At 33.5% G+C, this 12,857-nt stretch carries 11 protein-coding genes and 1 tRNA gene; 7 read left to right on the top strand and 5 right to left on the bottom strand.

Annotated features, from left to right (window positions below):
* Nucleotides 1–52 precede the first annotated feature (52 nt).
* A complete protein-coding gene (locus tag B3L86_RS01000; protein ID WP_291114002.1) occupies nucleotides 53–820 on the bottom strand; it encodes a TatD family hydrolase in 768 nt (255 codons plus the stop codon).
* Nucleotides 821–911: 91 nt separating this feature from the next.
* On the opposite strand from B3L86_RS01000, the gene B3L86_RS00995 reads away from it, so the two are divergent.
* The gene (locus tag B3L86_RS00995; RefSeq protein WP_291113999.1) at nucleotides 912–1,352 is read left to right on the top strand and encodes a retropepsin-like aspartic protease; all 441 of its coding nucleotides are present in this window, start codon (nucleotides 912–914) and stop codon (nucleotides 1,350–1,352) included.
* 45 nt (nucleotides 1,353–1,397) lie between these two features.
* Here the strand turns inward: B3L86_RS00995 and B3L86_RS00990 are convergent.
* A tRNA-Gln gene (locus tag B3L86_RS00990) sits at nucleotides 1,398–1,468 on the bottom strand.
* 214 nt (nucleotides 1,469–1,682) lie between these two features.
* On the opposite strand from B3L86_RS00990, the gene B3L86_RS00985 reads away from it, so the two are divergent.
* Together B3L86_RS00985 and B3L86_RS00980 are read left to right on the top strand one after the other, a co-directional pair.
* Nucleotides 1,683–4,886, top strand: coding sequence for a DUF2723 domain-containing protein (locus tag B3L86_RS00985; RefSeq protein ID WP_291113996.1), 3,204 nt, complete (start codon nucleotides 1,683–1,685; stop codon nucleotides 4,884–4,886).
* Between the two features lie 42 nt (nucleotides 4,887–4,928).
* Entirely contained in the window at nucleotides 4,929–5,573 is a 645-nt protein-coding gene (locus B3L86_RS00980; protein WP_291113993.1) for a polysaccharide deacetylase family protein, read from the top strand.
* Here the strand turns inward: B3L86_RS00980 and B3L86_RS00975 are convergent.
* Both B3L86_RS00975 and B3L86_RS00970 read right to left on the bottom strand, forming a co-directional pair.
* Nucleotides 5,570–5,866 carry a thioredoxin family protein gene (locus B3L86_RS00975; RefSeq protein WP_248435864.1) on the bottom strand — a complete coding sequence of 99 codons (297 nt, stop codon included), beginning with the start codon at nucleotides 5,864–5,866 and terminating at the stop codon, nucleotides 5,570–5,572. The genes B3L86_RS00980 and B3L86_RS00975 overlap by 4 nt on opposite strands.
* Before the next feature lie 75 nt (nucleotides 5,867–5,941).
* Nucleotides 5,942–7,174: a metallophosphoesterase gene (locus B3L86_RS00970; protein ID WP_291113990.1), complete on the bottom strand. Its 1,233-nt coding sequence runs from the start codon at nucleotides 7,172–7,174 to the stop codon at nucleotides 5,942–5,944.
* 241 nt (nucleotides 7,175–7,415) lie between these two features.
* On the opposite strand from B3L86_RS00970, the gene polA reads away from it, so the two are divergent.
* Nucleotides 7,416–10,289, top strand: coding sequence for a DNA polymerase I (gene polA, locus B3L86_RS00965; RefSeq protein ID WP_291113987.1), 2,874 nt, complete (start codon nucleotides 7,416–7,418; stop codon nucleotides 10,287–10,289).
* 101 nt (nucleotides 10,290–10,390) lie between these two features.
* On the opposite strand, the gene B3L86_RS00960 is transcribed toward polA, so the two are convergent.
* Nucleotides 10,391–11,413, bottom strand: a complete 1,023-nt coding sequence (locus B3L86_RS00960) for a LacI family DNA-binding transcriptional regulator (RefSeq protein ID WP_291113983.1) — start codon at nucleotides 11,411–11,413, stop codon at nucleotides 10,391–10,393.
* Nucleotides 11,414–11,725: 312 nt separating this feature from the next.
* Here B3L86_RS00960 and rplM point away from each other — a divergent pair, with 312 nt between their 5' ends.
* The 3 genes from rplM to B3L86_RS00945 all read left to right on the top strand — a co-directional run.
* Nucleotides 11,726–12,181, top strand: coding sequence for a 50S ribosomal protein L13 (gene rplM, locus B3L86_RS00955; RefSeq protein ID WP_188361126.1), 456 nt, complete (start codon nucleotides 11,726–11,728; stop codon nucleotides 12,179–12,181).
* A complete protein-coding gene (rpsI, locus tag B3L86_RS00950) occupies nucleotides 12,181–12,567 on the top strand; it encodes a 30S ribosomal protein S9 (RefSeq protein ID WP_188361125.1) in 387 nt (128 codons plus the stop codon). The genes rplM and rpsI overlap by 1 nt, the downstream gene beginning before the upstream one ends.
* 144 nt (nucleotides 12,568–12,711) lie before the next feature.
* Nucleotides 12,712–12,857 (top strand): 30S ribosomal protein S2 (locus B3L86_RS00945; protein ID WP_291114123.1); only part of this gene is annotated, 146 nt, incomplete at its 3' end.

Below are 12,857 nucleotides of genomic sequence, written 5' to 3'. Positions count from 1 at the left end.
TTTTTCAATGACAAATGAACAAAATTTTTGTGACTTTTAGGTTAAATTCTATTTAAAACCCAAAAACCTGTTTTGAGTTATCTGTTGTAATTTGAGCGACTTCTTCAACAGAAATCTGATATATATCAGCAATTTTTGAGGCAATTATTGCAGTATAACTACTTTCGTTTCGCTTACCTCTGTGAGGAACCGGAGCTAAATAAGGGGAATCTGTCTCCAAAACGAGGTGACTTATGTCTATTTGATTTAAAAAGGTATCAATTTTTCCGTTTTTAAATGTAACAACACCCCCAATTCCAAGCTTCATATTGTAACCAATAGCTTTTTGAGCTTGTTCAAAAGTTCCTGTAAAACAATGAAAAATGCCATATAAATCATCACTTTTCTCTTCTTCAAGAACCTCAAAAATTTCATCAAATGATTCTCTGCAATGAATTACTATGGGCAGTTTATACTTTTTTGCCAATTGAATTTGATGTTTAAATGCTATTTTTTGAATCGCTAAAGTAGATTTATCCCAAAACAAATCAATGCCAATCTCTCCAACGGCTACAAATTTTCGGGCTTCCAATTGCTGTTCAACGTGAGCCAATTCTTCTTCGTAATTTTCTTTGACATAACAAGGATGCAAACCTGCCATTAAAAAAACATGTTCAGGATATTGTTTTTCTAAATCATACATAGCTTGCGTTGCATTTGAATCTATAGCAGGAATAAAAAAACGAGAAACATCAGCTTGAAAAGCCCTCTGCATCATCCCCTCTCTGTCAGAGTCAAATTCTTCTGAATATAAATGAGCGTGCGTGTCTGTAAGTTGCATAGTTTATTTTAAAGCCACAAATATACAAAGTTGAGAACTTCTTCTCTTAAATGAACTGAATAACTTATTTTTGAAAATTGAAAAAAAGCCAATGAAAAACCTACATGATATTTTAAAAGAAAAAGGATATAAAAAAATTCCGTTTAAGGTTTCCAAAACCCAACACCTTTTGATTAAAGCTACCATTAATGGCGTTAAAGGAAATTTTATTTTAGACACAGGAGCCTCAAACAGTTGTGTGGGATTTGAAAGCACAATTTATTTTAATTTAACTGCAAAAGCTTCCAAAACTACAGCTGCCGGTGCCGGTGCTACAGGAATGGAAACACAGATTGCTGAGAACAATTCTTTAAAACTTGGCAGGTGGAACTCCAAAGACACTACATTAATTGTTTTTGATATGAGTCATGTAAATACCGCATTAAAACAATATAAAGCAAAAACTGTTCACGGAATTATTGGAGCAGATATTCTTTTAAAAGGAAAAGCCATCATTGATTATTACAATCATTATCTTTATTTGTTAAAATAAAAAATCAGCATAAAAAAACTCCCTCTTTTCAGAAGGAGTTTTTTGTTGGTCCACAAGGACTCGAACCTTGAATGACGGTACCAAAAACCGTAGTGTTACCATTACACCATGGACCAGCATTTGTTAATTGCGAGTGCAAATTTAAAACATATTTTAATTTTCGCAAGTATTTTGAACGAAATTTATTTTTTTATTTTTTTTATTACCTTAAAAACAAGCCAATCCGTTACTTAGATGCACTTTTACATTAGAAAATTTTGTTAATGCGAGGCTCAATAGCCAAAAAAATAGTTTCTTTGTGGATATGATTTTAAAATTCAAATCAAATTCATGACTACTTTTAACTTTTCTAAATGGAATACCATCATTGGGTGGGTAACTTTTGCAATTGCCTTAGCTGTTTTTAGTTTAACCGTTGAACCAACGGTTAGTTTTTGGGATTGTGGGGAATATATTGCCACCTCTGCTAAACTTCAAATTGGTCACCCTCCCGGAGCTCCTTTATTTCAAATGATGGGTGCATTCTTTGCTATGTTTGCCACTGAAGCATCAAAAGTAGCCTTAATGGTAAATATGATGTCTGTATTTTCCAGTGCTTTTACCATATTATTTTTGTTTTGGTCTTCAACGATCATCTTAAAAAAAATTACATCACGCTTTACCGAAACTTCTGTTTGGAATGACTATGCTGTTTTAGGAAGTTCATTTATAGGTGCATTAGCTTTCACCTTCTCGGATAGCTTTTGGTTCAATGCTGTAGAGGCAGAAGTTTATGCGATGGCTACTTTATTTATTGCCTTACTTTTTTGGTTGGGACTCCGCTGGGAAGAAGACATGCACAAACCACGCGGAAATAGATGGCTTCTCATTATATGTTTAGTTATTGGTCTATCGTTCGGGGTTCACTTTATGGCTCTATTAACTATTCCCGCTATTGGACTCCTGTATTATTTCAAAAACTTCAAAACAATCACCGTTAAAGGTTTTATTATCGCAAACATTGTAGTTGTTGCTGTTTTGTTGTTTATTTTTAAATTACTACTTCCATGGACTATGGCTTTGTTTGGAAAAACAGAAGTTTTCATGGTAAACTCTCTAGGAATGCCTTTTGATTCAGGAACTATTTTTACAACATTATTGTTAATTGCCTTCTTTTTCTTTGGTCTTCGCTATACGAGAATCAAAAACAAACCTCAATTTAACACTTTATTGTTGTGTATCTTGTTCATTTTTATAGGGTTTTCAACTTGGATGATGCTGCCAATCAGAGCAAACGCTAACGTTGTAATTAACGAAAATAGACCTTCTGACGCAAGAGAAGTTTTGGCATATTACAATAGAGAACAATATGGACATAATCCTTTATTTTACGGACCTCAATATACAGATGCTTATGCTGGTCTAGATTCTGACACTCCTTTTTTGGATAATGCTCCAAACTATGAGCGAGATTACACTACAAAAAAATATGTCATTACAAACAACTATAAAAATGCAGTTCAAAACAGTGACTCAAGACATAAGGCAATTTTACCAAGAATGTGGAGCACTGATCATGTTGAAAATTATATAAATTTCACAAGTGTCCCGGATTTTAAAATTAATCCTGAATACAGTCACGAAGAAGAATTAGTTTCCATTGTTTTAGAATTCAAACAAGCTTTTGCAATGGGTAAGCTGGATATTGAAGATTACAATACTTTCTTAAAATCCTATGGAAACTATTTAATTGTTGACAAACCAAGTACTTGGGACAACTTGAGTTTCATGTTTGAATATCAATTTGGCTATATGTATTGGCGTTATTTAATGTGGAATTTTGTTGGAAGACAAAATGATGTTCAAGGCAAATATGATATTTTGGACGGAAATTGGATTAGTGGCATTGGAGCAATTGATTCAGCTAGGTTAGGTTCACAAAATAATCTTCCGGCAGATGTAAAAAACAACAAAGGGAGAAATATCTATTATTTTTTACCTTTCATTTTGGGCATAATTGGGTTGATTTTTTTAGCTAAAAAAGATTTAAAACTATTTTATGTTTTGTTGGTGTTGTTTTTATTTACCGGATTAATTTTAAAAATTTACCTCAATGAAAAACCATTTGAACCCAGAGAACGTGATTATGCCTTAGTTGGCTCTTTCTATATTTTTGCAATCTGGATTGGTTTTGGTGCTTTTGCTATAATTGATTATTTAAAAAAATGGTTGCAACCTAAACTTGTAGTGCCTTTAGTTTTGACAACCACACTTCTTGCTGCACCTATTTTAATGGCTTCTCAAAATTGGGATGATCATGATCGTTCCAATAAATATACTGCTTTGGCAAATGCGAAAGCTTATTTAGAATCGTGTGATCCAAATGCCATTTTATTTACAATTGGAGATAATGATACTTTCCCGCTTTGGTATGCTCAAGAAATTGAAGGCATTAGAACCGATGTACGAATTGTAAACACCAGTTTATTAATGACAGACTGGTACATTGATCAAATGAAAGCCAAAGCTTATGAATCGGAACCTTTACCTATTTCATTTGTTAGAAAACAATATGTTGGAGACAACCTTGATTATTGTGTGTATTCCCCAAAAACAGAAAACGCTTTAGAACTAAAAGATTTCTTGAATTTTATTGCCATGGATGATGACCGCACAAAAGTTGAAATGCAAAACGGTCAAAAACTTAACTTTTTCCCAACTAATAAAATAAGAATTCCGGTTGACAAGCAAGCCGTTATCAAAAACAAGGTCTTGAATGAAAAATATCATGATTCAATTGTACCTTATATCGATTTGACAATTAAATCAAGATCTTTACTAAAAAACAGACTGATGATGTTAGACATTATTAATAATAATAATTGGGAAAGACCAATCTGTTTTACAGGAGGAAGTTTTAGTGATGACGATTATATTTGGATGAAAGACTATCTTCAACTACAAGGCTTGGTTTACAAATTAGTCCCGGTTTATACCCCTGTTGAAAAAGGAGGAAGCCCATTAGATATGGGACAGATTGATAGTGATAAAATGTATGACATCATTATGAAATGGGATTGGGGCAATGGTGAAAGAACAGATATTTATCACGATATTGAAACAAGAAGAAACAGCATTTCCTATCGTACCAATATTGCTCGATTAATGGAGCAATTGATCAGAGAAGAAAAAATTGACAAAGCCAAAGATGTTATTAATTTGGCTATCGAAAAAATGCCAATTGATTTATATGGATATTATACCATGGTTGAACCCTTTGCCGGAGGTTATTATGAAGTTGGCGAAAAAGAAAAAGCCAGGGTATTACTTACCAAACTAATTGGAAAATACCAAGACAATTTAAATTATTACAGCAGTTTAAAATCAAAAGAACAAAGTGATTTAATTGTTGAAATTGTAACAAATATAGAACGTTACCGATCTCTCTTAACAACAATGAAAGACAGAGGCGATGAGGAGTTTTTTGAAAAATCCAAGATAGACTTTAACAACTATAACAAACGATTTGAACGCTTCAAACGCAAAAACGAATAAAAATAAGAGCCATTAATTTGGCTCTTATTTTAATAATTTTTTATGAATATACTCTGGATAAAAACCAATCAAATTATTAAAACCATTTTTTCAAATTATGTTTGGGACATTCCAAATAATGAAAAAAAAGTTTACCTCACTTTTGATGACGGACCAACTCCTAAAATTACAGAATGGGTTTTAGAACAATTGAAAACTTACAATTACAAAGCTACCTTTTTTTGTATTGGAAACAATATTGAAAAATATCCTGGAATTTTCAATAAATTAATTACTGAAGGTCATGCCGTTGGAAATCACACATTCAATCATGTAAAAGGATGGAATACGGCAAACAGAGTTTATTTAAAAGAGGTTGAACAATGTGAGGAAGAAATTCAAAAAAGTTCACCAAAAAATATTCAATCAAAACTCTTTCGTCCGCCTTATGGAAAAATAAAGCCATTGCAATCACAAAAATTACGAAAGCAAGGATATAAAATCATCATGTGGGATGTTTTAAGTGTTGATTACAACACCACTATTACAAAAGAAAAATGCTTGAAAAATGTATTGAAAAATGTAGCATCCGGAAGCATTATCGTATTTCACGATAGTATAAAAGCATTTCCGAATTTGGAATATGCACTTCCAAAAACATTACAATTTTTATCCGAAAACGGTTATCGATGTGAAAGAATTGATTAAACCTGTTCTTGAACCAAACCAATAATAGTATTAGCATCTAACTCTCCGGATTGTCTCCAAACCATTTGACCTTCTTTATAAATCATTAAAGTTGGAAGTCCTTTGATTCTAAGAGCGTCTGCTAATTCTTGATTTTTATCTACATCAATTTTAATCACTTTTGCTTTGTCACCCAAAGCAGCTGCCACATCTCTGATAACAGGATGCATGGCCACAGAAGACTCGTTCCATTCGGTGTAGAAATCGATTAAAACTGGAACTTGAGCGTTAATAAGTTCACCAAATTTTGACATAAGTTGACAAATTTTATATTGAAATTAAACCTATTCTTTAAATAAATAATATACAAATGTAGTATTTTTAACGAATTACACTACTTTTTCTCCTTTTTTTAGTTCGATTACCGTAATTTCAGGCCAAATTCCTACTCTTCCAGGGTATGCATGAAAGCCAAAACCTCTATTTACATAAACATATCTCCCTAAATTCTCATACAATCCTGCCCATTGTTTGTAAACATATTGCACCGGACTCCATTTAATAAATCCCGGAATTTCAATACCAAATTGCAAGCCGTGTGTGTGGCCTGATAAGGTTAAATGGAAATTATTTTCGTGGTTTTTAACTTCATATTCCCAATGGCTTGGATCATGGCTCATTAAGATTTTAAAATCGTTTTGTTGTAATCCTGTTGAAGCTTTGATTAAATCACCTGCCTTCTTAAAACTATGTCCCCAATTTTCAACGCCAACTATGGCAATTTCATCGGCTCCGTTTATCAATTTTACATTTTCATTTAATAATAATTTGAAATCAATTTGTTGGTGTAATTTTTTTATGGCTTCAAAATTATCCTCTTTTGCTTTTTGCGATGGCCAATTGATATATTCACCATAATCATGATTTCCTAAAACAGAATATTTTCCAAACTTTGGATTGCGTATTCCTTTAAATGTGTCAATCCATGGATCCATTTCGGTGGCATGTGTGTTTACGATATCTCCGGTAAACAAAACCATATCAGAATTTTGTTCATTAATCAAATCAACGGCATACTGAATTTTTTCCGGATCATCAAAACTACCGGAATGAATATCGGAAATATGTGTGATGGTTGTTCCGTCAAAACTATCAGGCAAATCTTTGAAGAAAAGTGTTTGTTTGATGACCTTAAAATTATATTTCCCTTTCGTCATGCCATACAAAAGTGATAAAAATGGAACGGCAGCCACTCCAAGAGCAATTTGACTGACAAATTTTCTCCTTTCCGGAAGGAAAGAACTCTGGTCTGTACTGCCTAAAAAATGAGAAATCGTGCCGGAAATAATTCTATAAAAATCTTCCCCAAACATGACTAACGTTAATATCATTTTTGGAATATAAACAATCAAAACTAACCCCAGAGTGAAAAGCGTTTTGGACGTTTGACCAACACTTCGATCAAATTGAGTAAACGAATAAATGATAAAGACAAAAATTAAAACACTTGTAATAATATAAGAATACTGCACCCATTTAATTCGGGAAAGTGTTTTGAATGCCTGAAAAGCATAGACTTCTATCAATAAAACAAACGCAATAAAAAACAACAAACGAATCATCAAAATTAATTTTCATACAAAATAACAACATCTGCTCTTGTTTGATTTGTATTTATTAAAAATTTAACGGTTGTAAATCTTAAAAAAAACATCTCTATCTAAGACTTTTAATGAATTTCATTTTATTATAAATAAATAATTTTTCAATGGTTGCAAAATGTCAAAATCAGAAATTGGTTTCGGCATTTTTCTTTTTTAGGAATCAAAAATGTATCTTTGAAATCTTCAATAAATAAGATTTATGTCAACGCAAAAACGCCTTTTCCTTCTTGATGCTTACGCTTTAATTTTTCGTGGGTACTATGCTTTTATCAAAAATCCCCGCATTAATTCCAAAGGAATGGACACGTCCGCCATTATGGGATTTATGAATGCCCTTATGGATGTGATAAAACGCGAAAAACCCGATCATTTAGCAGTAGCTTTCGACAAAGGCGGTAGTGATTTTAGAAATGAATTATTTCCAACCTATAAAGCCAATCGTGACGAAACACCGGAGGCTATCAAAATTGCCGTTCCGTATATTCAGGAATTATTAAAAGCGATGCAAATTCCAATTATGGAAAAAGCAGGGTTTGAAGCCGATGATTTAATTGGAACATTAGCCAAACAAGCCGAAAAAGAAGGATTTCAAGTTTTTATGGTGACGCCTGATAAGGATTTTGCTCAATTGGTTTCCGAAAATATTTTTATGTACAAACCCGCCCGAATGGGGAACGATATTGAAATTTGGGGAATTCCCGAAGTGCTGGAAAAATTTGAAATTGAACATCCCCTACAAGTGATTGATTTTTTAGGAATGAAAGGTGATGCCGTTGATAATATTCCGGGGTTTCCGGGAGTTGGCGATGTGACGGCTAAAAAATTATTAAAAGAGTTCGGTTCTATTGAAAATCTGTTAGCCAATACCGACAAACTAAAAGGAGCCATAAAACAAAAAATTGAAGACAATGCCGAGCAAGGTTTGCTGTCCAAAAAACTGGCCACTATCCTACTCGATTGTCCGGTAACCTTTGATGCTGCCGATTTTGAATTGTCAAAACCCGACGTAGAAAAAACAGATGCTATTTTTCAAGAATTGGAATTCCGTCAAATGAAAGCCCAATTCGACAAATGGTTTGGCACCGGGAAAGAATATGATGAAATTAACACCAATGGAAATGGAGAGGTCAATGATAATAGCAATGACCAAAATCAAATTCAAAAAAAGCCTATAACTAAAAAATCCAACGAAGATCAATTTGATTTGTTTGGTTTTAGTGATGATGATTCAAATGAAGTGAGAACAAATTCGTTTTATGCCACATTAGAAACGACTTCTCATCATTATGAATTGGTTCAAGGTGATTTACATTTAAAACTGCTTTTACAGAATTTAATGAATCAAACTTCAGTTTGTTTTGATACTGAAACCACCGGAATTGATGCGTTGAATGCAGAATTGGTTGGTTTGGCACTTTCGTGGGAAAAAGGAAAAGCATTTTACGTTCCATTTCCGGAAAATCAAGAGGAAGCTCAACAATTAATGGAGAAATTCAGACCTTTTTTTGAAAGTGAAACCATTGAAAAGATTGGTCAGAATATCAAATATGATTTGAAAATTTTAGCGAATTATGGCATTTCTGTCAAAGGAAAATTATTTGACACGATGATTGCTCATTATTTGATTAATCCTGACATGCGTCACAATATGGATGTTTTATCGGAAACGTATTTGAAATATTCGCCAAAATCCATCGAAACGTTAATTGGAAAAAAAGGTAAAAACCAGAAATCAATGCGTGATGTCAATTTGGAAGACATAAAAGAATATGCTGCCGAAGATGCTGATATTACGTTTCAACTAAAAGAAATTTTCAGTCCGATTTTAGACAAAGCCGAAACGAAGAAATTGTTTGATGAAATCGAAATTCCTTTAATTCCGGTTTTAGCTGCAATGGAATCTGAAGGTATTCGATTGGATGTGGATTTTCTGAAAAAAATGTCGGTGGATATGCAAAAAGAAATCACCGAATTTGAACAAAAAATCTATGAAACAGCCGGAGAAAAATTCAATTTGGCCTCTCCAAAACAATTGGGCGATATTTTATTTGATAAATTAAAAATCGGCGGAGCCAAACAAAAGAAAACTAAAACCGGACAATATGCCACCGGCGAAGAGGTTTTGAGTTATTTAGTGAATGAGCACCAGATTGTGAAAGACATTTTGGAATGGCGACAAATGGTTAAGTTGCAAAGCACTTATATTGATGCGTTGCCGAATCAAGTAGATCCAAAAACGCAACGCGTTCACACCGATTATATGCAAACGGTTGCCGCAACCGGTCGATTGAGTTCCAACAATCCGAATTTGCAAAACATTCCGATTCGCACCGAGAGAGGTCGATTAATCCGAAAAGCATTTATTGCCAGAGATGAAAATTATACGTTAGTTTCTGCCGATTATTCGCAAATAGAACTTCGCATTATTGCCGCTTTATCAGGCGAAGAAAATATGATTAAAGCCTTTCAAAACAAAGAAGATATTCACAAAAGTACCGCTGCAAAAGTGTTTAATGTTCCGTTAGAAGAAGTAACCAAAGAACAGCGAAGCAATGCCAAAACGGTGAACTTCGGAATTATTTATGGGGTTTCGGCATTCGGACTTTCCAACCAAACGAATTTATCCCGAAAAGAAAGTGCCGAATTGATTGATGCCTATTATGCTACTTATCCAAAACTGAAAGCCTATATGGCAAACCAAGTTGATTTTGCTAGAGAACATGGTTATGTGCAAACCGTTTTAGGAAGACGACGTTATTTAAAAGATATTAATTCCGCAAATGCGATGGTACGAAGCGGTGCTGAACGAAATGCTGTCAACGCTCCCATTCAAGGTTCGGCGGCCGATATTATCAAAATTGCGATGATTAACATTCATCAAAAATTGACTTCAGAAAAATGGCAATCCAAAATGTTATTGCAGGTACATGACGAATTAGTGTTTGATGTCCACAATTCTGAATTAGAAAAAATTCAACCGATGATTAAACACGAAATGGAAAATGCGTTTAAATTGAATGTTCCGTTGGATGTGGAATTGGGAATGGGAAGGAATTGGTTGGAGGCTCATTAGGGAAGTTTTTAGTATTCAGTAAGGAGTTGGGAGTGTTCAGATGTAAATAAAAAACTCTGTCAAAGTTTAAAACTTTGACAGAGTTTGAATGAAATAAAATCCTAAACCCTCCTTGTGGAATCCCGTTGTCTCAACTCTGTTTTCACAACCGTAGTCTTATATGTTGGTGATTCTTGTTTGCTTTCTAATTTTTCAATTAAAAGTTTGGCAGCTTCTTCACCAATTTCAGGTCCATGTTGACTAATGGTGGATAAACTTGGCGTTAATCGTCGTGACCAAACGCCGTCTGCAAAACCAATGATGCATAATTCTTCCGGAATTTTTATGCCTTTCTGAATCGCAATTTTCATCGCCATGGTTGATGAATGTTCGTCAATAGCCAAAATGCCATCTACCTCTCGCTTGTCCAACAATTGTTTTAATTGAATATCGAAAGCTTCTTGGTTTTCTATTTTCAAAACTAAATCAGCATTTGGTTTAATTTTATTATTTTCTAGAGCTTTCTCATAACCTAAAGCTCTATGTTTTCCAACACTCAAATTGTCAATACATGATAGCAATGCAATTTTTTTACAGCCTAATTTTATCAAATGATTTACCGCTTCAACGGAAGATTCAAAATCATCCACAATAACTTTATCACAATTTACTTCTTCCATGATTCTATCAAACATGACAATAGGTAATCCTTCACGAAGTGTTTCTTTAAAATGTGAAACATCATGTAAGGTTTGAGTTTCTTGAGCTACTGAAAGTATAAATCCGTCAACCGTTCCGTTACTTAACAAATCCATCGCTTGTTTTTCCTTTTTATGAGATTCGTTTGAAATATAGGTAATCACATTATAACCTTTGGCATTTGCGGCTTTTTCAATACCACTAAAAACCTTAGCAAAAAAAGGATTTAAAATATTTGGAATAATCACTCCAATAGTATTGGTTCTTTGATTTTTCAAGTTTTTAGCCATGGTATTAGGCTTGTAATTTTGCAACTTGGCATATTCCTGAACTCTTATTTTGGTAACGTCTCCAATTTCATGACTATCGCTTAGAGCTTTTGAAACAGTTGACACTGACAATCCTAAATCTTTAGCAATTAATTTTAAAGTGATTTTTGGCTTCATACAAATGAATTTAGATGTAAAAATAGTAAAATTATGATACGCTTTTAACAGTTTTATTTTTTACTACGTCATTGTCGAAACTTTTTATAAGGTAAAATTCAATTGAAAATTTTAGATTCTTTTAATTTTTATCAAAAAATACAAGCAACAAATCATTTGTTAAGTTCCTAAACGCCACAAATTTTACTTAAAAATAATGCCAATTTATTTCTTAAAAAAATATTCTCAAATTGCTATTTGCTTTTATAATAATTAATTGTACTTTTGCAACCCCTTTATTGGGGATGGAATGTTTAATTAAAATAAAATATTGTGAACACATTAAGCTACAAGACAGTTTCAGCCAACAAAGCTACCGCAGACAAGCAGTGGGTTGTTGTAGATGCTGAGGGTCATAACTTAGGTCGTTTCGCTTCAAAAGTAGCTATGCTATTGAGAGGTAAATACAAGCCTAATTATACCCCGCACGTTGATTGTGGAGATAACGTAATCGTTATCAACGCAGAAAAAATCAACCTGACTGGTAACAAGTTGGATGACAAAACGTACATCCGTCACACAGGTTACCCAGGTGGACAAAGAAGCCTAACGGCTAAAGTATTGCAACAGAAAAACCCTGCAACTTTAGTAGAAAAGGCTGTAAAAGGAATGTTACCTAAAAACAAATTAGGTGCAGAATTATTCCGAAATTTAAATGTAAATGTTGGTACTGAGCACAAACATGCTGCTCAACAACCAAAAACCGTTAACTTAAACGATCTAAAGTAATGGGAGTTATTCACAAAATCGGTAGAAGAAAATGTGCTGTGGCACGTGTTTATGTTTCTGAAGGAACAGGAAAAATCACCGTAAACAAAAGAGAATTTGAAAACTACTTTCCTACTGCTACTTTACAGTACAAAGTTATGCAACCAATGTCTATGACAGAAAATGCAACCAACTTTGATGTAAAAGTGAACGTACATGGAGGTGGTTCAACAGGGCAAGCAGAAGCTGTGAGAATGGCTATTGCAAGAGCAATGTGTGAGGTAGAAGCTGAAAACAGAGCTATCTTGAAACCAGAAGGATTGTTAACAAGAGATCCAAGAATGGTAGAACGTAAGAAATTTGGACAGAAGAAAGCTCGTAAGAGATTCCAATTCTCTAAACGTTAATCGATTTACAAAATTATTATTAAAAAAGTTATTGTTGTTATTATTCCGATGCGATCGGAAAATTAGTTTAGCATCTAAATAATGAAGACCAGAGTAATCGCTACTACATTATTGCTAATCAACAGAACGTAAACTAGTACAAAAATGGCAAACAAAGTTGAAGTTAAAGACTTACTAGAGGCTGGCGTTCATTTTGGACACATGACTCGTAAATGGGACCCGAACATGGCTCCTTACATTTATATGGAACGTAATGGTATTCATATCATTAACCTATATAAAACTGCTGC

The organism is Flavobacterium sp. UBA6135 (assembly GCF_002428305.1).
Taxonomy (GTDB): domain Bacteria; phylum Bacteroidota; class Bacteroidia; order Flavobacteriales; family Flavobacteriaceae; genus Flavobacterium.
The sequence above is the reverse complement of the archived record's forward strand: the minus strand, read 5'-3'. Positions and strand labels throughout refer to the sequence as shown.

Coding starts and splice junctions, on each gene's coding strand:
- B3L86_RS00985 (WP_291113996.1), top strand. CDS start 1,683: ATGACTACTTTTAACTTTTCTAAATGGAATACCATCATTGGGTGGGTA.
- B3L86_RS00960 (WP_291113983.1), bottom strand. CDS start 11,413: ATGAAGCCAAAAATCACTTTAAAATTAATTGCTAAAGATTTAGGATTG.
- B3L86_RS00970 (WP_291113990.1), bottom strand. CDS start 7,174: ATGATTCGTTTGTTGTTTTTTATTGCGTTTGTTTTATTGATAGAAGTC.
- B3L86_RS00995 (WP_291113999.1), top strand. CDS start 912: ATGAAAAACCTACATGATATTTTAAAAGAAAAAGGATATAAAAAAATT.
- B3L86_RS00975 (WP_248435864.1), bottom strand. CDS start 5,866: ATGTCAAAATTTGGTGAACTTATTAACGCTCAAGTTCCAGTTTTAATC.
- rpsI (WP_188361125.1), top strand. CDS start 12,181: ATGGGAGTTATTCACAAAATCGGTAGAAGAAAATGTGCTGTGGCACGT.
- polA (WP_291113987.1), top strand. CDS start 7,416: ATGTCAACGCAAAAACGCCTTTTCCTTCTTGATGCTTACGCTTTAATT.
- B3L86_RS00980 (WP_291113993.1), top strand. CDS start 4,929: ATGAATATACTCTGGATAAAAACCAATCAAATTATTAAAACCATTTTT.
- B3L86_RS01000 (WP_291114002.1), bottom strand. CDS start 820: ATGCAACTTACAGACACGCACGCTCATTTATATTCAGAAGAATTTGAC.